This is a genomic window from Burkholderiaceae bacterium (assembly GCA_024235995.1).
In the GTDB taxonomy this organism is placed as follows: Bacteria; Pseudomonadota; Gammaproteobacteria; order Burkholderiales; family Burkholderiaceae_C; genus Ottowia.
Genome location: JACKLI010000001.1, coordinates 2,705,509 through 2,728,324 on the forward strand (window position 1 = coordinate 2,705,509; position 22,816 = coordinate 2,728,324).

Consider the following 22,816-nt stretch of genomic DNA (forward strand, 5'->3'; position numbering starts at 1 on the left):
GAGTTGGCGCCAACAACAAGCCGACCCCTGGAGACACCCCATGCACATCCCCTCGCTGCTGTCCGCCACGACGCTCGCCGCCAGCTTGCTGCTGACGGCCTGCGCCAGCCACCCGTCAGCACCCACCACCCTGGCCGAAGTGGGCGAGCTGCGCCCCGGTTCGGGCTACGCCAAAGGCTATCTGAGCCGCGACGAACTGCCCGACAGCCTGGCACTGGTGCCGCCGCCCCCGGCCGAAAGCTCGGCTGCGCTGGCGGAAGACACCGAGGCCTTCAGGCAGCTGACGGCCTTGCAGGGCACACCCCGCGGCACGCTGGCCACGCAGGACGCCAACCTGAAGTTCCCGGCCGCCGCGGGGCACTTTGCCTGCGCGCTTGGGGTGCAGGTTTCAGAGCAGGTCACGCCCAACGCGTACATGCTGCTGCGGCGCACCTTGGCCGATGCCGGCCTGTCCACCTACAAGGCCAAGGACACCTACAAGCGCACCCGGCCCTTCGTGGTCTTCGACGCGCCCAGTTGCACGCCGGCCGAGGAAGCCACGCTGCGCAAGGATGGCTCCTACCCCTCCGGACACGCCGCGCTGGGCTGGGCCTGGGCGCTGGTGCTGACCCAGGCCGCGCCCGAGCGTGCCGACGCCCTGCTTCAACGCGGCCGCGCCTACGGCCAAAGCCGTGCCGTCTGCGGCGTGCATTGGAAGAGCGACATCCAGGCCGGCTGGCTGATGGGCGCCGCCACCGTGGCGCGGCTGCAGGCCAACCCCGTGTTTCAGGCGCAGCTGGCCGCCGCCAAAACCGAGATCGCCCAAGCCCGCGCCACCGGCCACGTGCCGCCCGCGGCCGATTGCGCGGCCGAGGCCCGAGCGCTGGCCTTATCGACCCGCTTGGCGCCCTGAAGCCGCGACGTCGGAGCCACCCAGGCCCCGGCGCCTGGTCCTCGGTTCAGTCCGCCTTGATCCCCAGCTTGCGGATCAGCTCGCCCCAGCGCTGGTCCTCGCTCTTGATGAACGCCGCGAACTCGGCCGGCTTGGTGACGCGCAGATTGGCGGGAATGTTGTCGAAGGCGGTGCGTGCCTCGGCGGTGGCGGCGCCCGCCGCCCATGCTGCCACGCGATCATCACATCGCGTCGCTTCATGATTGAAGTCTCCCAAAAAAAGATGCCTCTGCCGTTCAATGGGAGACTTGGGTTCGACGTCTACCCGAACCGGACCGACACGCTGCCCATGCCCTGCATGCGCAGCGTCACGTGGTCGCCCTTTTGCACCGCCACCGCCTCGGTGGCGCCGCCGGAGAGCACCAGCGAGCCGGCCGGCAGCGCCTTGCCGCGCCGGCCCAGGTGGTTGACCAGCATGGCCACCGCCGCGGCCGGGTGCCCCAGCACGGCGGCGCCGGCGCCCAACGCGACGGGCACGCCGTTCTTCTCCAGCACGAGGCCGGTGGTGCGCAGGTCCACGCTGCGCGCATCGACCGCGCGCCCGCCGACGACGAAGCGCGAGGCCGAGGTGTTGTCGGCCACCACGCTTTTCAGGTCGAACTTGAAGTCGCGGTAGCGGCTGTCGATCACCTCGATGCCGGGCAGCACCACGTCGCTGGCGGCGAGCACGCTGGCGATGCTGCAGCCCGGGCCTTTCAGCTCGGTGCGGGTGACGAAGCAGATCTCGGGCTCGACCTTGGGGTGGATCAGCTCGCTGACTTTCACCTCGCCGCCGTCGGGCACGGTGAATTCATCGACCAGGAAGCCGAACACCGGGTCGGTCACGCCCATCTGCTTCATCTTGGCGTGCGAGGTCAGGCCCGCCTTGTAGCCGGCGATGCGCGCGCCGCCCTTGAGCTTGGCGGCGAGGATGCGGTCCTGGATGGCGTACGCATCGTCGAAGTCCATCTCGGGATGCTCGTCGGTGATCTTGGGCGTGTCGCGCGCCTCGCGCTGGCAGGCGTGCAGGTGCTTGGCGAGCTTGTCCAGGGTCTTGGAGTTCAGGGCCATGGCGTTGTCCTCTCAGGCGACCTTCAGGCCGCGCTGGCGCGCCAGCGTGAGCGCGGTGTCCTCGATCATGTCCTCCTGGCCGCCGACGCAGCCGCGCCGGCCCATCTCGACCAGGATCTCGCGCGCCGGCACGCCGTACTTCTTCTCGGCGCGCTTGGCGAACAGCAGGAAGGAGCCGTACACCCCGGCGTAGCCCAGCGTGAGCGCGTCGCGATCGATGCGGATGGGGAAGTCCATCAGCGGCACGATCAGGTCCTCGGCCACGTCCTGGATCTTGAACACGTCCACGCCGGTCTGCACGCCCATCAGGTCGAGCACCGCAACCAGCACTTCCATGGGCGTGTTGCCCGCGCCCGCGCCCAAGCCGGCTGATGCCGCATCCACGCGGTTGGCGCCCATCTCGATCGCGGTGATGGAGTTGGCCACGCCCATCGCCAGGTTGTGGTGCGCGTGAAAGCCCAGCTCGGTCTCGGGCTTGAGCGCGGCGCGCACCGCGCCGAGCTTGGCGCGCACGTCCTCGGGCAGCATGTGGCCGGCCGAGTCGGTGACGTAGATGCAGTTGGCGCCGTAGCCCTCCATCAATTTCGCCTGCTTGACCAGGCCCTCGGGGCTGTTCATGTGGCTCATCATCAGAAAGCCCACGGTGTCCATGCCGAGCTTGCGCGCCAGGGTGATGTGCTGCTCCGACACATCCGCCTCGGTGCAGTGCGTCGCCACGCGGATGGTGTGCACGCCCACCTCGTGCGCCATCCTCAGGTGGTCCACGGTGCCGATGCCCGGCAGCAGCAGGGCCGAGACCTTGGCGTGCTTCATCAGCGGGATGACGGCCTTGAGGTATTGCTCGTCGGTGTGCGCGGCAAAGCCGTAGTTGACCGAGTCGCCGCCCAGGCCGTCGCCGTGGGTGACTTCGATCAGCGGCATACCGGCCGCGTCCAGCGCGGTGGCGATGGACGTCATCTGCTCGATGCTGATCTGGTGCTGCTTGGGGTGCATGCCGTCGCGCAGCGCCATTTCGTGCAGCGTGACTTTCTTGCCTTGGATGCTCATGTCAATGTCCTCTTCGGTCTTCAAACTCCTTCCCCCTCTGGGGGAAGGTGGGGATGGGGGCCGCCCTCGGGTGCCTGAAACGCCGCAGGCCCCCACCCCTGCCCTCCCCCAGCGGGGGAGGGAGAAAAGAAAAAATCAGGCGGCGACGGGCTCCAGCTTGAGGCGCCCGGCGAGAATTTCCTCGGCGAACATCTCGGCGGTGCGCGCGGCGGCGGCGGTCATGATGTCCAGGTTGCCGGAGTACTTGGGCAGGTAGTCGCCCAGGCCCTCGACCTCCAGGTAGACCGACACGCGCTTGCCGTCGAACACCGGGCCGTTGACCAGGCGGTAGCCGGGCACGTATTTCTGCACCTCGACCATCATGTCCTTGATGCTCTGGGTGATCGCGGCCTGGTCGGGCTCGGTCTCGGTCAGGCAGTGCACGGTGTCGCGCATGATCAGCGGCGGCTCGGCCGGGTTGATGATGATGATGGCCTTGCCCTTCTTGGCGCCGCCCACCTTCTCGATGGCGCCGGCGGTGGTGCGGGTGAATTCGTCGATGTTCTTGCGCGTGCCGGGGCCGGCGGACTTGCTCGACACCGTGGCGACGATCTCGCCGTAGGCCACGGGCTGCACGCGGCTGACGGCCGCGACCATGGGAATGGTGGCCTGGCCGCCGCAGGTGACCATGTTGACGTTCATCTCGCGCTTGCCGACGTGCGCCTTCAGGTTGACCGGCGGCACGCAGTACGGGCCGATGGCGGCGGGGGTGAGGTCCACCATCATCGCGCCCTGCTCGATCACCTTGCGGGAGTTTTCCGCATGCACGTAGGCGCTGGTGGCGTCGAAGACGATCTGCACGCCGTCCTGCCGGATGTGCGGCACCAGGCCGTCCACGCCCTGGTCGGTGGTCTTGATGCCCATCTCCCGCGCGCGCTTGAGGCCGTCGGACGTGGGGTCGATGCCGACCATCCAGACCGGCTCGAGCACCGGGCTGCGCTGCAGCTTGGCGAGCAGGTCGGTGCCGATGTTGCCGGGCCCGATCAGGGCGCATTTGATCTTCTTGCTCATCATCTTTCCTTCAATCAAACAAAACGCACCGAGCAGCCGCCGATGCCGCCGATGGTCACGCGCAGGTTGTCGCCGGCCTTGACCGGCACCATGATGCCGAGGGAGCCCGACAGCACCACCTCGCCCGCTTCCAGCGCAATGCCGTGCGCGCCCAGCGTGTTGGCCAGCCAGGCCACGGCATTGGCCGGATGGCCCATGGCGGCGGCGCCGGCGCCGGTGGCGGCGATCTCGCCGTTCTTCTCCAGCACCATGCCGCAGGTGGTGAGGTCGACGTCGCGCACGTCGACCAGCCGGTCGCCGAGCACGAACACGCCGCAGCTGGCGTTGTCGGCCACGGTGTCCTGGATCTTGATCTTCCAGTTCTCGATGCGCGAATCGACGATCTCGAAGCACGCCATCACGCCGTCGGTAGCGGCCAGCACGTCGGCCACGCTGACGCCCGGGCCCTTGAGCGTCTTCTTGAGCACGAAGGCGATCTCGCCCTCGGCCTTGGGCTGGATCAGGCGGCTCATCGGGATCGACTCGCCCTCGTTGTAGACCATGGCGTCGGTGAGCCAGCCGAAGTCGGGCTGGCCCACGCCCAGCATGTCCATCACCGCCTGGCTGGTGACGCCGATCTTCTTGCCGATGACCTTTTCGCCGGCGGCCAGGCGCCGCTTCATCAAGCATTGCTGGATGGCGTAGGCGTCATTCACGGTGATGTCGGGGTAGCGCGCGGTCAGCGGGGCCACGGTCTGGGCGTTGACGAGGGCCTGGTACAGCTCCTCGCCCAGTTGTTTGATCTGAGTTGTGTTCACGAGCTTGGCTTTCCTGTGCAAGTGGCGCGGCACATGCCGCGCTCCGGCCACCACGGGCTGGCCCTGGGCAACACGGCCATTCAATCCGAGTTTGGCGGCCGACGATGAAATTGAACGGGGCAAGGATATATTTTCATTTCCATACTGTCCAATACCATAATTTGAAATATCAATACCATATTGGTATGGAGAAATCGAATGAATCTGCGGCAGATGAAGTATTTCCTGGCCCTGGCACAGGAGTTGAACTTTGGTCGCGCGGCGCAACGCCTGCACATGGCGCAACCGCCGCTCACGCGGCAAATCCGTGCGCTGGAAAACGAGCTGGGCACGGTGCTGTTTCGGCGCACACCCAAGGGGGTCGAACTGACGGCCGCGGGCCAGGCGTTGCTGGACGAAGTGCCCAACGTGCTGGCGCTGACGCAGCGTGCGCGCGAGCGGGCGCAGTTGGCGGGAGAGGGTTTGATTGGCCGGTTGGACGTGGGTATCTTCGGCTCGGGTGTGCTGGACGTCATTCCGCGCCTGCTGGCCGACTTTCACCGCCAGCGCCCGGACGTGCGGCTGGAGCTGCACAACATGACCAAGGTGGAGCAACTGCAGGCCCTGCGCGAGCGCCGCATCACCGTGGGTTTCAACCGACTGGTGCCGGCCGAGCCCGGCCTGGGCGTACTGACCGTGCTGCGCGAGCCGTTGATGGTCGGCATCCCCGACGGCCACCCGCTGTGCACGCAGGCCGCCATCCAGTTGCACCAGCTCAGCAACGTTCCCATGATTCTCTACCCCAACACGCCGCTGCCTGGTCTGGCCGAGGAAGTCACTGCAGCCTTTTTGCACGAGGGCGCCCGGCTGGAAGTGGCGCAGACGGTGGAGGACGTGCTCACCTGCGTGGCACTGGTGGCCAGCGGCTTTGGCTGCTGCATCACCACCCGATCGGCCATGAGCCTGCGCCTGCCCGGGGTGGTCTACCGGCCGCTGCGCTCGCGCCACCTGCAGGACATCGAGTTGTGCTGCCTGCACCGCTCGGACGACCACTCTCCCGTGCTGGCGGCTTTTCTGGACGTGGTGCGGGCATTTTCTGCCCAGCAGGAAAAAATGACCCGCCGCTCGGTCGCCCGCAAGATTTGAAGCGCCCGCGCGCGTGAGCCAATCCGCCGAGCAATGTCAGGCGTTGTCAAGATCCAGTCCCCAGCGCGCCAGCGCCTCGTCGTCGCTCACGCGCGCATCGACCCAGCGCGCGCCTTCGGGGGTGCTTTCCTTCTTCCAGAACGGCGCCTGCGTCTTGAGGTAATCCATCAGGAATTCGCAGGCCTGAAAGCTCTCGCGCCGGTTCATCGACGTGACCGCCACCAGCACGATCTGTTCGAGCGGCTGCAGCAGGCCGATGCGGTGCACCACGCGCGCGCCCAGGATGGCAAAGCGCTGCTGCGCGGCATCGATCATGGCCTCGATGGCCTTCTCGGTCATGCCCGGGTAGTGCTCCAGCTCCATGGCGCTCACGCTGCCGGCGCCGGCATCGGCATGGCGGTCGCGCACGGTGCCGACGAAGGCGCACACGGCGCCCACGCGGGCGTCCAGGGCGCGCAACTGCGCCAGCTCCTGCGCCACGTCGAAGTCGGCGGACTGAATGCGCACCCGGGTGAGGCGCGGTGTTGGGCTTTCGCTCATGCGGACGATTGTGGCACCGCCTGGCGCGGTAAGCTGCCGATCCCTCGACACCAACCAGGAATCCCTGCCATGCCACCACTCAAGCACCTGCTGCCCGCCCTCCTTCTGGGCGCCTGCGCCATCGGCCCGGTCGCCAACGCCGCCGAGCGCCTGGACAAGATCATGGACGCCAAGGTCCTGCGCGTGGGCACGCCGGGCGACTACCGTCCTTTTGCCATCAAGGACGGCACCGGCTATACCGGCCACGACATCGACACCATCGAGGCACTGGCCAAGGAACTGGGCGCCAAGGTCGAGTACGTTCCGACCAGCTGGCCGAATTTGCTCAAGGACTTGCAGGCCAACCGGTTTGACGTGGCCGTGGGCGGCATCACGCGCAACGCCGCGCGCATGCGCGTGGCGGCCATGCTGCCGGGCTACGCGCCTTTCGGCAAGGTTGCGCTGGTGCGCGCGTCCGACAAGGACAAGTTCAAGAGCGTGCAGGACCTGAACCAACCCGGCGTGCGCGTCATCAAGAATCCGGGCGGCACCAACGAAACCTTCGTGCTGCAAAACCTGGGTTCCGCACAGATCGGCACGCACGACAAGAACGCCGAAATCCCGGCCCTGATTGCCGAGGGCAAAGGCGACGTGATGATCACCGAGACGTATGAAGCTTTGCACTACGCCAAGGCCGACCCGCGCCTGGCGGCCCTGTTCGTCAACGCCCCGCTCACGCCCACCAACTACCTGGGTTTCCTGCTGCCCACGGACGATGCGGACTACCTGCGCGAGATGAACTTTGCGTGGGACCTGCTGGACAAGCGCGGCACGCTCAAGGCCATCGACGACAAGTGGCTCAAGTAAACGCTTGCCCCGCCCGCTGGCGGGAGCAGGCCCAGGCCTAGCCGCCCGTCACGGGCGGGAAGAAAGCCACCTCGGCCCCCGCCGCCAAGGCCTCGCCCTCGCCCGCCATCACCTGGTTCAGCGCCATGCGCACGGCGCGCTCGGGCGCCAGCGCCTCGGCGTACGCGCCGCCGCGCGCGGCCAGCTCGCGGCGCAGCTCGCCCAGCGTGGCGGCGCGGGTAGCCACCTCTTCGCTGCCGCGCTGCAGCGCCTCGCGCAGCGAAGCGAAGTAACGCACGGTGACGTGCAGGCTCATTCCATCAGCTCCGTCAAGGGGATGAAGCGCACCATGTCGCCCACGGCAATGGTGCCGCCGGCCGGCTTGTCCACCAGGCCATCGGCCCAGTGCATGGAGGTGAGCACGCCCGAGCTCTGGTTGGCGAACAAATCCAGCCCGCCCTGCGCGTTGCGCCGCACGCGCAGGAACTCGCGGCGCTTGTCGGCCTTGGCGACGGCGAAGTCGGCACGCAAGGCAAAGGCCGGCGCATCCAGCCGGGTGGCGCCCTGCAGCGCCCGCACAAAGGGCCGCACCAGCAGCACGAAGGTGACGAAGCTGGACACCGGGTTGCCCGGCAGGCCGATGAAGTGCGCCGCGCCGCCACCGGCACGCTCGACGTGGCCATAGGCGAAGGGCTTGCCGGGCTTGATGGCGATCTGCCACAGGTCCAGCGCGCCCAGGCGCGTGACGGCGGGCTTGACGTGGTCTTCCTCGCCCACCGACACGCCGCCGCTGGTCAGGATCAGGTCGTGCGCCGCCGCCGCGCCGCGCAGGGCATCGACCGTGGCGTCCAGGCTGTCGGGCACGATGCCCAGGTCGGTCACCTCGCAGCCCAGGCGCTGCAGCAGCGCACGAAAAAAATAGCGGTTGCTGTTGTAGATGGCGCCCGGTGGCAGAGCCTCGGGGGCCACCGTGCCGGGGGTCACCAGCTCGTCGCCGGTGGAGAACATGGCCACCCGCGGGCGGCGCGCCACGCTCAGGCGGTCCAGGCCGATTCCGGCCGCCAGCCCGGTGCTGGCGGGCGTGAGAAGCTCTCCTTTCGAGAGCACGACGGCACCGCGCATGACGTCCTCGCCGGCACGGCGAATAGACTGGCCGGCCTTCGGCGCGACGCGGATGCGCACGCGCGCGCCCTCCTGCAGGGCCTCGGTGTCTTCCTGCATCACCACCGCGTCGGCGCCCGGTGGCATGGGCGCGCCGGTGAAGATGCGCGCGGCGCTGCCCGGCGCCAGCGGCCGGCCCACGCTGCCGGCCGGGATGCGCTGGCTCACCGGCAGCTCGGCGCCGGGGGCGGCGCAGTCGGCGCTGCGCACGGCATAGCCGTCCATGGCGCTGTTGTCGGCCGGCGGCACCGTCAGGCCCGCCACCACGTCCTGCGCCAGCACGCGGCCGTCGGCGTCGAAGGTGGAGACGGACTCGGCGTCCAGCCCGGGGCCGGCCTGCGCCAGCAGGCGGGCCATGGCATCGTCCAGCGGCATCAGGGGCTGGCGTGCGGGCGGCGTGGGGGCTGAAGCGTCGGTCATCATGACCCGATCTTAAGACCGCGCAGCGGCGTACGCGAAGCGCTCGCCCTGGTCGAGCAGCCACTGGGCCACAACGGCGGGCTGGTTCAGATCGAGCACGGGGCGCCCTGGAGGAACGGGCAACCTGGCCGCATCGTCGGTGGCAATCGCCACGGTGAATGCGTCGTCGGGGTAGCGCGCCGGGTGCCCGGTCTCGGCGCGCCAGACCTCGATCTTGGGCAGATCGCTGCCGCGAAAGCCTTCCAGCAGCACCCAGTCCACGTCGGCCTGCAGCTCGGCAATCAGCTGCTGTGCGGTCAGCTCGGTCTCGCGCTCGAACTCGCGCATCAGCGCCAGCCGCTGGCGCGAGGCGATGAGCACCTCGACGGCGCCGGCCTCGCGATGGCGAAAGCTGTCCTTGCCGGGGCGGTCGATGTCGAAGCGGTGGTGCGCGTGCTTGATCACCGACACGCGCAGGCCGCGCGCCTTGAACTGCGCAATGACCTGCTCGAGCAGCGTGGTCTTGCCCGCGCCGGAATAACCGGCAAAGCCCACCACCTTCATTCAATCACCCCCAGATGCTACAAAATCAAAAGCATCCCGCGCTTGTTGCATGCGGGCAAGAATCCGTTTTCATTCACATTCCTGGGCAATCAGCTGCTTGACCCGGGCCGCATCGGCCGGCAGCACGCGCACGCGGCGCGGCAGCTGCTCGATGCCCTCGAAGGCCGGCGGCCGCTCGGGCGAGTGGCCCAGCGCCTCTTCGATGGTGGCGGCAAACTTGATGGGCAGGGCCGTCTCCAGCGCGATCATGGGTACGCCGGGCTGCAGGTGCTGGCGCGCCACCTTCACCGCGTCGGCGGTGTGCGGATCGATCGTCAGGCCATGCGCGGCCTGCACGGCGCGGATGGTGGCCACGCGGTCGGCATGCGTGCTCTTGCCGCTGACGAAACCGTAGCGCTCGCGCGCCTGCTGGAAGGCGGCGTCGCCGCTCAGGTCGAAGCGCCCGTCGCGCCGCAGGCCCTCGTCGAACAGCGCCTTCACGCGCGCGCCGTCGCGGCCCAGCAGGTCGAACACGAAGCGCTCGAAGTTGCTGGCCTTGCTGATGTCCATGCTGGGGCTGCTGGTCTCGTGCGTGTCAGCGCTGCCGCGCACGCGGTACACGCCGGTGCGGAAGAACTCGTCGAGCACGTCGTTTTCGTTGGTGGCCACCACCAGCTGCGCGATGGGCAGGCCCATCATGCGCGCCACGTGGCCGGCGCAGACGTTGCCGAAGTTGCCGCTGGGCACGGTGAAGCTGACGCGCTGGCCGTTGTCCGTCGTCGCCTGGAAATACCCGGCAAAGTAATACACCACCTGCGCCAGCAGCCGCGCCCAGTTGATGGAGTTGACGGTGCCGATGCGCCACTGGCGCTTGAAGGCCAGGTCGTTGCTGACGGCCTTGACGATGTCCTGGCAGTCGTCGAACACACCCTCGATGGCGATGTTGTGGATGTTGGGGTCTTGCAGACTGAACATCTGCGCCTGCTGGAACGCGCTCATGCGCCCATGCGGGCTGAGCATGAACACACGGATGCCCTTCTTGCCGCGCATGGCGTATTCGGCCGCGCTGCCGGTGTCGCCGCTGGTGGCGCCCAGGATGTTGAGCGACTCGCCGCGGCGCGCCAGTTCGTACTCGAACAGGTTGCCCAGCAGCTGCATGGCCATGTCCTTGAAGGCCAGCGTGGGACCGTTGGACAGCGCTTCCAGGCTCAGGCCCGGCTCCAGTGGCTTGAGGGGCACGATGGCCGGTGTGCCGAAGACCTGGGCGGTGTAGGTCCTGGCGCACAGGGCTTGCAGGTCGGCCGGCGGAATGTCGTCGATGTACAGCGACAGGATCTCGAAGGCCAGCGCGGCATAGCCCTGCTCGGCGTGCACGCGGCGCAGGCGGGCCAGCCCGGCGGCGTCGATGGGCGGGTAATGCTCCGGCAGGTACAGCCCGCCATCGGGCGCCAGGCCTTCGAGCAGGATGTCGCAAAAACGGCGTGATGCGCCTTCACCGCGTGTGGACAGGTATCTCATGGGATCGGTGTCGAGCCAGGGGCGCACGCGGCGCCACCACGTTCAATTCAATTCTTCCTTGCGGATGCGCACGATCGGCGCCAGCACCGTCGGCAGCGCCTGCAGCTGCGCCAGCGCGCCGTTCATGGCGCCTTCGCGGGCCTCGTGGGTGAGGATGATCAGGTCGGTCTGCGTGGAGCCCTCGCCGCCCACCTCGTCGGCCTCGCGCTGCAGCAGCGCGTCGATGCTGATGCCCGCGTCGGCCAGGATGGTGGCCACGCGCGCCAGCACGCCGGCCTCGTCGGCCACGCGCAGGCGCAGGTAGTAGCTGGTGATGATTTTTTCCACCGGCAGCACGCTGACGTCGCGCACCGCGCCGGGCTGAAACGCCAGGTGCGGCACACGGTGCTCGGGGTCGCTGGTGGCCAGGCGCGCCACGTCCACCAGGTCGGCAATCACCGCGCTGGCCGTGGGCTCGCTGCCGGCGCCCTTGCCGTAGTACAGCGTGGTGCCCACCGCGTCGCCGTTGACGACCACGGCGTTCATGGCGCCCTCGACGTTGGCGATCAGGCGCTTGGCCGGCACCAGCGTGGGGTGCACGCGCAGCTCCACGCCCTCGCCCTCGCGCCGGCGCGTCAGGCCCAGCAGCTTGATGCGGTAGCCCAGCTGCTCGGCGTATTTGATGTCGGTGGCGGCCAGCTTGGTGATGCCCTCGACGTAGGCCTTGTCGAACTGCACCGGGATGCCGAAGGCAATGGCGCTCATCAGCGTGGCCTTGTGCGCGGCGTCCACGCCCTCGATGTCGAAGGTGGGGTCGGCCTCGGCGTAGCCCAGGCGCTGCGCGTCCTTCAGGGCGGCGTCGAAGTCCAGGCCCTTGTCGCGCATCTCGCTCAGGATGAAGTTGGTGGTGCCGTTGATGATGCCGGCGATCCACTGGATGCGGTTGGCCGTCAGGCCCTCGCGCAGCGCCTTGATGATGGGGATGCCGCCGGCCACCGCGGCCTCGAAGGCAACCATCACGCCGCGCTGCTGCGCCGCATTGAAAATCTCGGTGCCATGCACCGCCAGCAGCGCCTTGTTGGCCGTGACCACGTGCTTGCCAGCGGCAATGGCCTCCAGCACCAGTTCACGCGCCAGGTCATAGCCGCCAATCAGCTCGACCACGATGTCGATGTCGGGATTGCGAATGATGTCCCGCGGATCGGCCGTGACGGCCACCGCATCGCCCACGATGGCACGTGCCTTGGCCAGGTCGCGGCGCGACGCCATGGTCAACTCGATGCCTCGCCCGGCACGACGGAAAATCTCCTCCCGATTGCGGCGCAGCACCTCGAACACCCCGGCTCCGACTGTCCCCAGCCCCATCAGGCCGACTTGGATTGGCTTCATCTCAAATACCTAAAATCCAAACAAAACCCATTCTGGCCAGCGCCAATCAAGCGCGAGCAGCTTCTTTTTTTGCAGCAATGGCATGCACGCTGGCGGGCTTGGCGCGGCGCTGGCGGTACTGCTCCAGAAACTTCGCCAGCCGCCCGATGGCCTCGCGCAGGTCCGACTTGTGCGGCAGGAACACGATGCGAAAGTGCTGGTTGTCCGGGTAGTTGAAGCCCGAGCCCTGCACCAGCATCACGCGCGTGGCGCGCAGCACCTCCATGAAGAACTGGCGGTCGTCGTCGATCGGGTACAGCGCCGGGTCCAGCCGCGGAAACATGTACAGCGCCGCCTGCGGCCGCACGCAGCTGACGCCCGGAATCTGGGTGATCAGCTCATACGCCAGGTCGCGCTGCTCGCGCAGGCGCCCGCCCTCGCCCACCAGGTCCTTGATGCTCTGGTAGCCGCCCAGCGCGGTCTGGATGGCCCACTGGCCCGGCACGTTGGAGCCCAGCTTGAGGTTGGCCAGCATGTTCAGCCCCTCGATGTAGTCGCGCGCGGCCGCCTTGTCGCCCGACACCACCATCCAGCCGGCACGGTAGCCGCAGGAGCGGTAGGCCTTGGACAGCGAGTTGAAGGTGAGCGTCAGCACGTCGGTCGACAGGCTGGCCATGGCCGTGTGCTTCACGCCGTCGTACAGCACCTTGTCGTACACCTCGTCGACCAGCAGCACCAGATCATGCTCGCGCGCCAGCTGCACGATGCCCAGCAGCAGCTCGTCGCTGTACAGCGCGCCAGTGGGGTTGTTGGGGTTGATGACCACGATGCCGCGCGTGCGCGGCGTGATCTTGGCGCGCATGTCGGCCAGGTCGGGCATCCAGCCGTCGTCCTCGCGGCACATGTAGTGCACCGGATGGCCGCCGGCCAGGCTGGTCACGGCCGTCCACAGCGGGTAGTCGGGGGCAGGCACCAGCAGCTCGTCGCCGTCGTTGAGCAGCGCGTTGGTGGCCATCTGGATCAGCTCGCTGGCGCCGTTGCCCAGGTAGATGTCGTCCAGCGTCACGCCAGCGATGCCCTGCTGCTGCGTGTAGTGCATGACCGCCTTGCGCGCGGCAAAGATGCCCTTGCTGTCCGAGTAGCCGGCCGACTCGGGCAGGTTGCGGATCATGTCCTGCATCACCTCCTCGGGCGGATCGAAGCCGAACGGCGCCATGTTGCCGATGTTCAGCTTGATGATCTTCTGGCCCTCGTCCTCCATCTGCCGCGCGGCGTCGACGATGGGCCCGCGCACGTCGTACAGCACGTTGGCCAGCTTGCTGGATTTGGCGATGGTCTTCATGGGCAAAACCTCGAACACGCGGCAGGGATCGCGCGCGAAACATAGAATTGGAACACATTTGGTGCACTGCACAAACGCGATGAAATTCCAGTCCGACCTTTTCGAGACGGCCATCACCGGCTACGGCCCGGGCTGGATCACCGTGCGCGGCGAGCGCATCACGCACAGCGTGCTGCTGCACAGCAGCGGCGAGCGCAGCGCCTGGCCCTGCACGCGCTTCGAGGATCTGGACAGCCAGCACTTCGAGCCGCTGGCGCTGCAGCGCCCCGAGCTGGTCCTGTTCGGCAGCGGCGCGCGCCTGCGCTTTCCGCAGCCAGCCTGGATCCGCCCGCTGATCGAGGCCGGCATCGGCGTCGAAACCATGGACACGGCCGCCGCCTGCCGCACCTACAACATCCTGGCCGGCGAAGGCCGCCGCGTGATCGCCGCGCTGCTGCTGCTGCCCGCGGGCGAGGAAACCCCGGATCGGTTAAAATAAAAGCCTTGCAACGGTTGCCGGCGGCCGTTGGCCCGCAAGCGCTGCAACCGCCGGCAGGCCTTGCCCGCCGGCGCGGCGTTGTGGGTGGCCGTGCCTTCACGTCGCCCCGCCGTTTTCTGTCCAAAACACGTCCGGAGATCAGCGTTCCTATGGCGATTGTTGTCAACAAGCCCCTGCCCGAATTCGAAGCCAACGCCACCGGCGGCGTCAAGGTCACCAACACCACCCATCTCGGGCAAGCGCTCATCCTGTACTTCTATCCCAAGGACAACACGCCGGGCTGCACCACCGAGGCGATGCAGTTTCGGGACAAGTACAAGGACTTCGTCAAGGCCGGCGCCATCGTGTTCGGCGTCAGCCGCGACAACATGAAGTCGCACGACGACTTCAAGGCCAAGCTGGAGCTGCCCTTCGAGCTGATCGCCGACACCGAGGAAAAGATGTGCCACATGTTTGGCGTGGTCAAGAACAAGATCATGTACGGCAAGAAGGTCAAGGGCATCGAGCGCAGCACCTTCCTGGTCAACCCCGAAGGCATCCTGGTGCAGGAGTGGCGCGGCCTGAAGGTCCCGGGCCACGTCGAGGAAGTCCTGAAGGCCGTCAAGATCCTCAAGAAGGCCGCCTGATCGACGCACGGACGGCGCCGCCGGCTCATGCATAATGGGCCGCAATGTGCAAGCACACCGCTGTACCCGACTCCGCGTCAAGCCAAGCCGCCCGGCACAGCCCGGCGGCTTTTTCTTTGCCCCGTTCCTGGTATTGAGCCCGTCCCCATGCCCCTGCCGCCCCCTCCCGCCAAGCGTGGCACCCGTCTGTCGTCCGACGTCATCGACCTGTCCGCCCGCCGCGCCCCCGCCGGCAGCAGCACCGCGCCGGTCCCGGCGCCCAAGCCCAGCCTCCAGAAACCGGCCCTGACCAGCCCCGCCGTCGCGCTCGCGCCCAGCCCGGCCGTGGCGCGCGCACCGCTGGCGCCAGCCCCCGCCCCTGCCGCCCCCACGGCAACACCACGCGCACGCGCGCCCAAGGCCGGCGCGCGCCCGTCGAAGGCCCGCCCCGGCAACGGCACGCCGCGCCTGTTCGTGCTGGACACCAACGTCCTGCTGCACGACCCGACGGCGCTGTTTCGCTTCGAGGAGCACGACATCTTCCTGCCCATGATCGTGCTGGAAGAGCTCGATGCCCACAAGAAGGGCATGACCGAGGTGGCGCGCAACGGCCGCCAGACCAGCCGCCTGCTGGACGCGCTGGCGGGCGTCAAGGGTGCCGACATCGCACAGGGCCTGCGGCTGAGCGCCACCGGCCACGCCGAGGCCATGGGCAAGCTGCACCTGCAGACCACCCCGCTCGAATCCAAGCTGCTGGCCGCCCTGCCCCAGGGCAAGGCCGACAACCAGATCCTGGGCGTGGTGGCTGCGCTCAAGCAGCAGCAGGCCGGCGTGGACGTGGTGCTGGTGTCCAAGGACATCAACATGCGCGTCAAGGCGCGCGCCCTGGGCCTGATCGCCGAGGACTACCAGAACGACAAGACGCTGGACGACGGCGACCTGCTGTACTCGGGCACCCTGCAGCTGCCGCCCGATTTCTGGACGCGCCAGAGCAAGACCATCGAGAGCTGGCAAAGCGGCAGCGCCACCTACTACCGCATCGGCGGGCCCATCGTGGCCAGCCTGCAGATCAACCAGTTCGCCTTTTTCGAGGCGCCCGGCGAGCCCAGCCTGTACGCCCGCGTGACCGAGATCCAGGGCAAGACCGCGGTGCTGCGCACGCTCAAGGACTACACCCACCTGAAAAACGGCGTCTGGGGCGTGACGGCGCGCAACCGCGAGCAGAACTTCGCCTTCAACCTGCTGATGGACCCGGAGATCGACTTCGTCACCCTGGCCGGCACGGCCGGCACCGGCAAGACGCTGCTGGCGCTGGCCTCGGGCCTGACGCAGGTGCTGGACGACCGGCGCTACACCGAGATCATCATGACCCGCGCCACCGTGAGCGTGGGCGAGGACATCGGCTTTCTGCCCGGCACCGAGGAAGAAAAGATGGGCCCCTGGATGGGCGCGCTGGACGACAACCTGGAGTTCCTGGCCAAGGGCGACGGCGGCAACGCCGGCGAATGGGGGCGCGCGGCCACCAACGAGCTGATCCGCAGCCGCATCAAGATCAAGAGCATGAACTTCATGCGCGGGCGCACCTTCATGAACAAGTGGATCATCATCGACGAGGCGCAGAACCTCACGCCCAAGCAGATGAAGACCCTCATCACCCGCGCCGGCCCCGGCACCAAGATCATCTGCATGGGCAACCTGGCGCAGATCGACACGCCCTATCTCACCGAGGGCTCCTCGGGCATGACCTTCGCCGTCGACCGCTTCAAGGGCTGGTCGCACGGCGGCCACGTGACGCTGGCGCGCGGCGAGCGCTCAAGGCTGGCCGATTTCGCCAGCGAAGTGCTGTGATGCCTCGGGCATGGCGCTGCCGCGCCATGCCCGCTCGAGCCGTCAAACCGACAGGTAGCGCTGCAGCAATTCGGGCTGCTTCTTGAGTTCGGCCGCCGGCCCTTCGTGCACGATGTGGCCATTGTTGAGGATGTAGACCCGCGTGGCCAGCGCCAGTGTGGCGGCAATGTTCTGCTCGATCAACACGATGGTCTGGCCCGAGCGCGCCAGTTCGCGGCACACGCGCACCAGGTTCTGCACGATCACCGGTGCCAAGCCTTCGAAAGGCTCATCCAGCAGGATGATCTTGGGATCGCGCACCAGGGCGCGGGCGATCGCCAGCATCTGCTGCTCGCCGCCCGACAGGTCGGTGCCGCGGCTGGTGCGTCGCTCCTTCAGCCGCGGGAACATCTCGTAGATCCGCTCCAGCGGCCATTTCTTGGCCGCCGTCAGACCTGCCAGAACGATGTTTTCCTCGACGTTGAGGCTGCCGAAGATACGCCGCTCCTCGTGCACCAGCTGCATGCCCACGCGGGCGATCTCGTGCGCCTTCTTGCCGGCGAGCTCCTGCCCATCGAGCCTGACGCTGCCCGAGCGCGGCGTGACCACGCCCATCAGGCTCTTGAAGGTGGTGGACTTGCCCGCGCCGTTGCGCCCCAGCAGGGCCACGACTTCATTTTTGTCCACATGCAGCGAGACATCGAACAGGATGTGGCTGTCGCCGTAGTAACTGTTCAGGTCCTTGACTTCGAGCAGGCTCATCACACTTCCTCCATCACGCCGCCGAGATAGGCTTCCTGGACCTGAGCATTGCTCTTGATCTCGTCCGGCGTGCCTTCGACCAGCAGGCGTCCTTCCTGCAGCACCGTCACCTTGCTCACCAACTCGAACAGCGAGTCCATGTCGTGGTCGATGATGACCAGCGTGCGGCCTTGCGCGATGGACTTGAGCAAGGCCACCGTCTCGACGCGTTCCTCCGCGCTCATGCCGGCCAGCGGCTCGTCGAGCAGCAGCAGGCTTGGGGTGGTGGCCAGCGCCAGGCCGATTTCCAACCGGCGCTTCTCGCCGTAGGCCAGTTCGGAGACTTGCGTGTCCAGGCGCTCGGTCAGGTGCACCAGCGCCGCCGTGCCGCCCACGTGCGCATCCAGCTTGCCCACCTTGTGCAGGTTCTTGAACAGGTCGAGCTTGAACTTGCCACGCAGCTCGCCGAGCGCGGCGATTTCGAGGTTCTGGCGCACCGTGAGCTTCTCGAACAGCTGGTTGATCTGGTAGCTCTTGGTCAGGCCCTGCTGGCAGGCGTCGATCACGCCCATGCCGGTGATGTCGCGGCCATCGAACACGATCTTGCCGCTGGTGGGCTGCACCTCGCAGGTGAGCATCTTGAAGAAGGTGCTCTTGCCGGCGCCGTTCGGGCCGATGATGCCGCGAATCTCGCCGTGATCGACGCTGAAGTCGATGTCGCTGTTGGCCAGCAGGCCGCCGTAGCGCTTGGTCAGACCGGTCACTTGCAGGATTGGGCCCTCGTGCGTCTGCGTGCCCTTGCGCGCCACCTGCATCTCGGCCGTCTCGGCACCGCTTGCCTGGGTGGGCCGGGGAGCAGCGGCCACCTTTGCCGGCCTGGGCCGCGCCAGGTTCCACAGGTCGATGATGCCCCCCGCCAGGCCGCGGCGCAGGAACACCACCAGCAGCACGAACACCACGCCCAGGATCAGCTTCCAGGTGGCGCCCAGCTTCAGGGTGACCTGGAAGAAGTCGCTCAGGTAGAGCCACACGGCGGCGCCCAGCAGCGGGCCGAACAGCGTGCCGGCGCCGCCAATGGCCGTCTGCATGACGATCTCGCCCGAGGTGGCGAACATGAAGGCGTCGGGCGGCATGAAGCCCTGCATCATGCCGAGCAGCCCGCCGGCAAAGCCGGCGTACATGGCAGCGACGACAAACACCGCCAGCTTGTATTTCCGGATGTCGTGCCCCAGCGCCTCCGCCCGCAGCGGGTTCTCGCGGATCGCGCGCAGCACCAGGCCGAAGGGCGAACGTACGATGCGCAACGCCAGCGCCAGCGCGACGAAATACCAGAACGCGAAGAACGCGTACATCGACAGGTTGCTGTCGAACTTGAGCAAGGTGAAGCCCAGGTTGACGCTGGGCGAGGGCACGCCCGCCAGGCCGTTCTCGCCGCCGGTGAAATCGGACAGCGGGTTGAACTCCAGGTAGAAGAACACCTCGGCGATGGCCACGGTGATCATGGCAAAGTAAATGCCGGTGCGCCGCAGCGCCACCATGCCCACCAGGTAGCCGAGCACGCCGGCGGCGACGGTGCCGATCAGCAGCGCCAGCAGGGTGTTCTGCAGCGGCGACTGCGTCAGCAGGTAGGCGGCGAACATGCCGCCCGAGCCGAAGAAGGCCGACTGGCCGAACGACAGCAACCCGGTGTAGCCGAACAACAGGTCGAAGCCGATGCCGACCATGCCCCAGATCAGGATCCGGTTGATCGTCGTCGGTGTGAAACCCAGGTGCGGCAGGATGAACGGCGCCGCGATCAGGGCCAGGAGCGTCAGCGCCTCTGCACGGTATGGAAATGGTCTGCGCATCGAAAAATCCACCCTGTCCTTATTCACGGCCGACCGCGCCCAGCAGACCGCGGGGACGGAACATCAGCACCAGCGTCATCACCACGAACAGCACGACGTAGGAATACGCCGGGTTCACCATCGAGGTCAGACTGATCAGCTCGCCGGCGATCAAGCCCCCCAGCACCGCGCCGGGGAACGAGCCGACGCCTCCGATCACCACCACGACGAAGGTCTGCACCAGGATCGATTCGCCCACGTCCGGCGCCAGCGACACCACCGGTGCATTCACGATGCCGGCAAAGCCCGCGGCCATGGCGCCGATGCCGAACACCAGCATGAACACGCGATAGACGTTGATGCCCAGCGAATCGACCATCACGGCGTCCTCGATGCCGGCGCGCACGATCATGCCGATGCGCGTGCGATAGAGCACGAAATAAAGCGCCAGCAAGGCCACGGTGACGATGGCCAGCAGGCCGATGCGGTAGGTCGGGTAGACCATGAAGCCCAGGTTCGTGATGCCCATCAACGGCCCCGGTGGCGGCACCGCCTTGGACATGCTGCCGAAGGCAAAGCGCACCAGCTCCACCATCACGATGCTCAGGCCGAACGTCACCAGCAACTGGTCTTCCGGAGGGCGGGAATAAAAGTGACGGATGATGACGCGTTCGATCACGATGCCGACCACCATCACGAACAGCGCGCCGCAGATCACGGCAACGACGAAGGAGTTGGTGTAGGTGAACGCCATCCAGCCGGCATATCCGCCCAGCATGAACATCGCGCCATGCGCCAGGTTGAGCACGCCCAGCGTGCCGTAGATGATCGTCAGGCCGGAGGAGATCAGCGCCAGCAGGGCGCCGAGCACCAGCCCGTTGAACAGTTGTGAAATGAAGTTGGCCCAGTTAAGCACGCGCGACCGCCCTGATGCTGGTTGGTGGAATGTTTATCATGTCGGCTCCGAATGTGACGCGGCGATCGGTCCGACAGCAACCGATCGCGCGCAACTCCGGCGCCCGACATGACGGTCAGACATGGCCAGGCCCATCGCCCGCGCCGGTGCGGGCGATGGGATCCGGCTGGAAGTCAGGTGTAGCTGCCGAGCTTGCAGCCGAAGGCCGTGGGCGACTGGATCACGTCCTCGCCCTTCTGCATGTCGACCACCGTCCAGAAGTCCTCGGGGTTCTTCATGTCCTTCTTGGCCTTGCCGCGGACGACGAACACCGGACGCACGCACTGGTGATCCTGGGGCCGGTAATAGACGTCGCCAAACAGCGACGGGATCTTCTCGCCCTTCTCCCACTGCTTGATCACGTCGGGCGGGTAGAAGCTGCCCGCTTCGGTCACCATCCGCGCCCAGTGGGCGAAACTGACGTAGGCGTTTTCAGCCCCCCACTCCGGACGGTAGCCGTACTTCTTGTAGAAGGCATCGACGAACTCCTTGACCATGGGGTACTTGTCTTCCAGCTCCCACCAGAATTCGGTGGCGGCAAACACGCCCTCGCTGATGTCCACCCCTGCCTCCTTCGCGAAGAACGGGATCTGGTAGGGCAGCACCAGGGTCATCTTGGGCAGCAGGCCGAACTGCTTGGCCTGCTGGCTCGACAGGATGGCGTCGCGGCCCCAGTTGACGTTCATCAGGAACTCGGCGCCCGAGTTGGCGATGTTGGTCAGGTACTGGCTGAAGTCCTGCGTGCCCAGCGGCGAGACCTGGTTGGTCACCGTGGTCCAGCCGCCCTTTTCCTTCAGAAAACGCTCGGTTGACTCGGTGGTGGTGTGGCCGTAGGTGTAGTCGGGCGTCATGAACGCCATCTTGCGGTTCTTGCCGAAGGTCTTCAGCAGGATCGGGCCGATGGAATTGGCCGCCATCTCGCCGAAGTAGCCCTGGCGGAAGCCGTAGCGCACGCAGTCCTTGCCGGTGGTGTCGTTCGAGCCCGAGATGCCGGGCATGTAGAGGAGTTTTTCGCGGTCGCAGAACTTGTTCAGCGCCACGGCCACGGCCGACGAGGTCGAGCCGGTGGCCAGGATGATCTTGTTCTGGTTGATGAAGGTCTGAATCGATTGCACCGCCTGGTTGGGCTTGGCCGCCGAGTCGGCCGAGACCAGCGCCACCTTCTTGCCGAGCACGCCCTTGTTGATCTTGGGCGCGATTTTCTTCATCAGCGGGTGATCCGTGTTCATGTGCTCCACGGCCAGTTCCCAACCCTTGAGCTCGTCGGCACCCTGCACCGCATAGGTGCCGGTCAGCGGCACCGCCGCACCCACGTACACCGTGTCGCCCTGCGAGCCGGCAGGCCAGGTGCCCATGGCCGGCTTGTCGGCGGCAAACGCCCACTGCACCCCGCCCACGCTGGCCAGCACGGTGGCGCCCGCCACCTGCGCGCCCCGCTGCAGCGCGCCCCGGCGCGACAGGGCAAACACACCCTCTTGTTCAAATTCAGGCTTGGACATATCGACAGTCTCCTTTCGTGACTTCTTGAACCGGTTGCGGAGCAGCGCCCAACGCCGCCCCGAACGCCTGGCACGCCCAACAAGGCCGCCAAGCCAACCGAAACCGCACCATTGCAGCAACCCTTTGAGAGCGGATCGAATACCCGCCGACCAGGTCAAGTCATGATGTATTGCTGAATGTATGCCCGTGCAAGTCAACGGCAAAAGCTCGAAAACCCTGAACAAAATCAGCTGTTTGCCCAACGATTTGTCAGGCGCTTGTAAGACAAGGCGCGGCAGGAGCGATCGGGGCCGGCGCCAAGGCCGATCTCACTTGGGCGCCATCCGGATCGCGCCATCCAGACGAATCACCTCGCCGTTGAGCATGTCGTTTTCGAGGATGTGGCGCACCAGTTTGGCGTAGTCCTGGGGCGTGCCCAGGCGGCTGGGGAAGGGCACGCCGGCAGCCAGCGCATCCTGCACTTCCTTGGGCATGCCGAACAGCATGGGCGTGCCGAAGATGCCGGGCGCGATGGTCATGTTGCGGATGCCGCTGCGCGCCAAGTCGCGCGCGATCGGCAAGGTCATGCCCACCACCCCGCCCTTGCTGGCCGCGTAGGCCGCCTGACCGATCTGGCCGTCGTAGGCAGCCACGCTGGCGGTCGAGATCAGCACGCCGCGCTCGCCCGTGGCCTCGGGCTCGTTCTTGCACATGGCGTCGGCCGCCAGCCGGATCATGTTGAAGCTGCCCACCAGGTTGACCATGATGGTGCGGGTGTAGACGTCGAGCCGGTGCGGCCCGTTCTTGCCCACGGTCTTCTCGGCCGGGGCGATGCCGGCGCAGTTGACCAGGCCCGCCAGCTTGCCCAGCGACGTGGCCTTGGCCACCACGGCCTGGCCATCGGCCTCGCTGCCGACGTCGCACTTGACGAAGGCGCCGCCGATCTCGCGCGCCACCGCCTCGCCCTTGTCGGCCTGCATGTCGGCGATGACCACCTTGCCGCCCTCGCCCGCCAGCATGCGCGCCGTACCCTCGCCCAGGCCCGATGCGCCGCCCGTGACGATGAAAACGTTGCCCTTGATCTGCATGGAATGCTCCTGTCTGTTGATGCCACGAAACCTTCATTATTGGCCGGTCTGCAGCGAGCGGAGCCAGGCGCGCCTGCAGCGCCGCCAGCCCGGCACCGGCACGAACGTTCGATTGAGGGTTTACCTTAGGTAGTGGAAATCC

Annotated in this window: 23 protein-coding genes; 6 read left to right on the forward strand and 17 right to left on the reverse strand. The window is 67.0% G+C overall.

All coding sequences use genetic code 11. The features are described 5' to 3' along the window. The first annotated feature begins 40 nt into the window (after positions 1-40). Positions 41-892 carry a phosphatase PAP2 family protein gene (locus H6927_12950; GenBank protein ID MCP5219004.1) on the forward strand — a complete coding sequence of 284 codons (852 nt, stop codon included), beginning with the start codon at positions 41-43 and terminating at the stop codon, positions 890-892. Between the two features lie 46 nt (positions 893-938). Here the strand turns inward: H6927_12950 and H6927_12955 are convergent, their stop codons facing one another. The 5 genes from H6927_12955 to dmpE all read right to left on the reverse strand — a co-directional run bounded on the left by H6927_12955 (position 939) and on the right by dmpE (position 4,875). Then, on the reverse strand, positions 939-1,172 hold the full coding sequence (locus H6927_12955) for a hypothetical protein (GenBank protein MCP5219005.1): 234 nt from the start codon (positions 1,170-1,172) through the stop codon (positions 939-941). 20 nt (positions 1,173-1,192) lie between these two features. Continuing rightward, positions 1,193-1,981, reverse strand: a complete 789-nt coding sequence (gene dmpH, locus H6927_12960) for a 2-oxo-3-hexenedioate decarboxylase (protein MCP5219006.1) — start codon at positions 1,979-1,981, stop codon at positions 1,193-1,195. 12 nt (positions 1,982-1,993) lie between these two features. Further along, positions 1,994-3,028, reverse strand: a complete 1,035-nt coding sequence (gene dmpG / locus H6927_12965; GenBank protein ID MCP5219007.1) for a 4-hydroxy-2-oxovalerate aldolase — start codon at positions 3,026-3,028, stop codon at positions 1,994-1,996. A gap of 135 nt (positions 3,029-3,163) precedes the next feature. Further along, positions 3,164-4,078: an acetaldehyde dehydrogenase (acetylating) gene (locus H6927_12970; GenBank protein ID MCP5219008.1), complete on the reverse strand. Its 915-nt coding sequence runs from the start codon at positions 4,076-4,078 to the stop codon at positions 3,164-3,166. Between the two features lie 14 nt (positions 4,079-4,092). Next, positions 4,093-4,875 (reverse strand): 2-oxopent-4-enoate hydratase, encoded by a 783-nt coding sequence (gene dmpE, locus H6927_12975; protein ID MCP5219009.1) that lies wholly within the window; start codon positions 4,873-4,875, stop codon positions 4,093-4,095. Positions 4,876-5,073: 198 nt separating this feature from the next. Here dmpE and H6927_12980 point away from each other — a divergent pair, with 198 nt between their 5' ends. Next, complete coding sequence (locus H6927_12980; protein MCP5219010.1) at positions 5,074-6,000, forward strand: LysR family transcriptional regulator; 927 nt, start codon at positions 5,074-5,076, stop codon at positions 5,998-6,000. A gap of 36 nt (positions 6,001-6,036) precedes the next feature. On the opposite strand, the gene H6927_12985 is transcribed toward H6927_12980, so the two are convergent. Then, the gene (locus tag H6927_12985) at positions 6,037-6,540 is read right to left on the reverse strand and encodes a molybdenum cofactor biosynthesis protein MoaE (protein ID MCP5219011.1); all 504 of its coding nucleotides are present in this window, start codon (positions 6,538-6,540) and stop codon (positions 6,037-6,039) included. Positions 6,541-6,609: 69 nt separating this feature from the next. Here H6927_12985 and H6927_12990 point away from each other — a divergent pair, with 69 nt between their 5' ends. Further along, complete coding sequence (locus tag H6927_12990) at positions 6,610-7,386, forward strand: transporter substrate-binding domain-containing protein (GenBank protein ID MCP5219012.1); 777 nt, start codon at positions 6,610-6,612, stop codon at positions 7,384-7,386. A gap of 37 nt (positions 7,387-7,423) precedes the next feature. Here the strand turns inward: H6927_12990 and H6927_12995 are convergent, their stop codons facing one another. The 6 genes from H6927_12995 to H6927_13020 all read right to left on the reverse strand — a co-directional run bounded on the left by H6927_12995 (position 7,424) and on the right by H6927_13020 (position 13,675). Further along, positions 7,424-7,675: a MoaD/ThiS family protein gene (locus H6927_12995; GenBank protein ID MCP5219013.1), complete on the reverse strand. Its 252-nt coding sequence runs from the start codon at positions 7,673-7,675 to the stop codon at positions 7,424-7,426. Positions 7,676-7,677: 2 nt separating this feature from the next. Further along, positions 7,678-8,901: a molybdopterin molybdotransferase MoeA gene (locus H6927_13000; protein MCP5219014.1), complete on the reverse strand. Its 1,224-nt coding sequence runs from the start codon at positions 8,899-8,901 to the stop codon at positions 7,678-7,680. Between the two features lie 57 nt (positions 8,902-8,958). Beyond that, positions 8,959-9,489 (reverse strand): molybdopterin-guanine dinucleotide biosynthesis protein B, encoded by a 531-nt coding sequence (gene mobB / locus H6927_13005; protein ID MCP5219015.1) that lies wholly within the window; start codon positions 9,487-9,489, stop codon positions 8,959-8,961. A gap of 69 nt (positions 9,490-9,558) precedes the next feature. Further along, positions 9,559-10,986, reverse strand: a complete 1,428-nt coding sequence (locus tag H6927_13010) for a threonine synthase (protein MCP5219016.1) — start codon at positions 10,984-10,986, stop codon at positions 9,559-9,561. Positions 10,987-11,028: 42 nt separating this feature from the next. Next, complete coding sequence (locus H6927_13015) at positions 11,029-12,354, reverse strand: homoserine dehydrogenase (GenBank protein ID MCP5219017.1); 1,326 nt, start codon at positions 12,352-12,354, stop codon at positions 11,029-11,031. A 46-nt stretch (positions 12,355-12,400) separates the two neighbouring features. Further along, a complete protein-coding gene (locus H6927_13020) occupies positions 12,401-13,675 on the reverse strand; it encodes a pyridoxal phosphate-dependent aminotransferase (GenBank protein ID MCP5219018.1) in 1,275 nt (424 codons plus the stop codon). Positions 13,676-13,754: 79 nt separating this feature from the next. Here H6927_13020 and H6927_13025 point away from each other — a divergent pair, with 79 nt between their 5' ends. The 3 genes from H6927_13025 to H6927_13035 all read left to right on the forward strand — a co-directional run bounded on the left by H6927_13025 (position 13,755) and on the right by H6927_13035 (position 16,606). Next, positions 13,755-14,153 carry an Mth938-like domain-containing protein gene (locus tag H6927_13025; GenBank protein ID MCP5219019.1) on the forward strand — a complete coding sequence of 133 codons (399 nt, stop codon included), beginning with the start codon at positions 13,755-13,757 and terminating at the stop codon, positions 14,151-14,153. Between the two features lie 149 nt (positions 14,154-14,302). Beyond that, positions 14,303-14,779 (forward strand): peroxiredoxin, encoded by a 477-nt coding sequence (locus H6927_13030; protein MCP5219020.1) that lies wholly within the window; start codon positions 14,303-14,305, stop codon positions 14,777-14,779. Positions 14,780-14,926: 147 nt separating this feature from the next. Beyond that, a complete protein-coding gene (locus tag H6927_13035; GenBank protein ID MCP5219021.1) occupies positions 14,927-16,606 on the forward strand; it encodes a PhoH family protein in 1,680 nt (559 codons plus the stop codon). A 42-nt stretch (positions 16,607-16,648) separates the two neighbouring features. On the opposite strand, the gene H6927_13040 is transcribed toward H6927_13035, so the two are convergent. From H6927_13040 to H6927_13060, 5 genes are all read right to left on the reverse strand, one after another. Next, positions 16,649-17,347, reverse strand: coding sequence for an ABC transporter ATP-binding protein (locus tag H6927_13040; protein MCP5219022.1), 699 nt, complete (start codon positions 17,345-17,347; stop codon positions 16,649-16,651). Continuing rightward, positions 17,347-19,173, reverse strand: coding sequence for a branched-chain amino acid ABC transporter ATP-binding protein/permease (locus H6927_13045; protein MCP5219023.1), 1,827 nt, complete (start codon positions 19,171-19,173; stop codon positions 17,347-17,349). Before H6927_13045 ends, H6927_13040 begins: the two co-directional genes overlap by 1 nt. A gap of 19 nt (positions 19,174-19,192) precedes the next feature. Further along, positions 19,193-20,068, reverse strand: coding sequence for a branched-chain amino acid ABC transporter permease (locus H6927_13050; protein ID MCP5219024.1), 876 nt, complete (start codon positions 20,066-20,068; stop codon positions 19,193-19,195). A 173-nt stretch (positions 20,069-20,241) separates the two neighbouring features. Beyond that, positions 20,242-21,606, reverse strand: coding sequence for a substrate-binding protein (locus H6927_13055; GenBank protein ID MCP5219025.1), 1,365 nt, complete (start codon positions 21,604-21,606; stop codon positions 20,242-20,244). A gap of 309 nt (positions 21,607-21,915) precedes the next feature. Continuing rightward, the gene (locus tag H6927_13060; protein ID MCP5219026.1) at positions 21,916-22,674 is read right to left on the reverse strand and encodes a 3-hydroxyacyl-CoA dehydrogenase; all 759 of its coding nucleotides are present in this window, start codon (positions 22,672-22,674) and stop codon (positions 21,916-21,918) included. Positions 22,675-22,816: the final 142 nt, after the last annotated feature.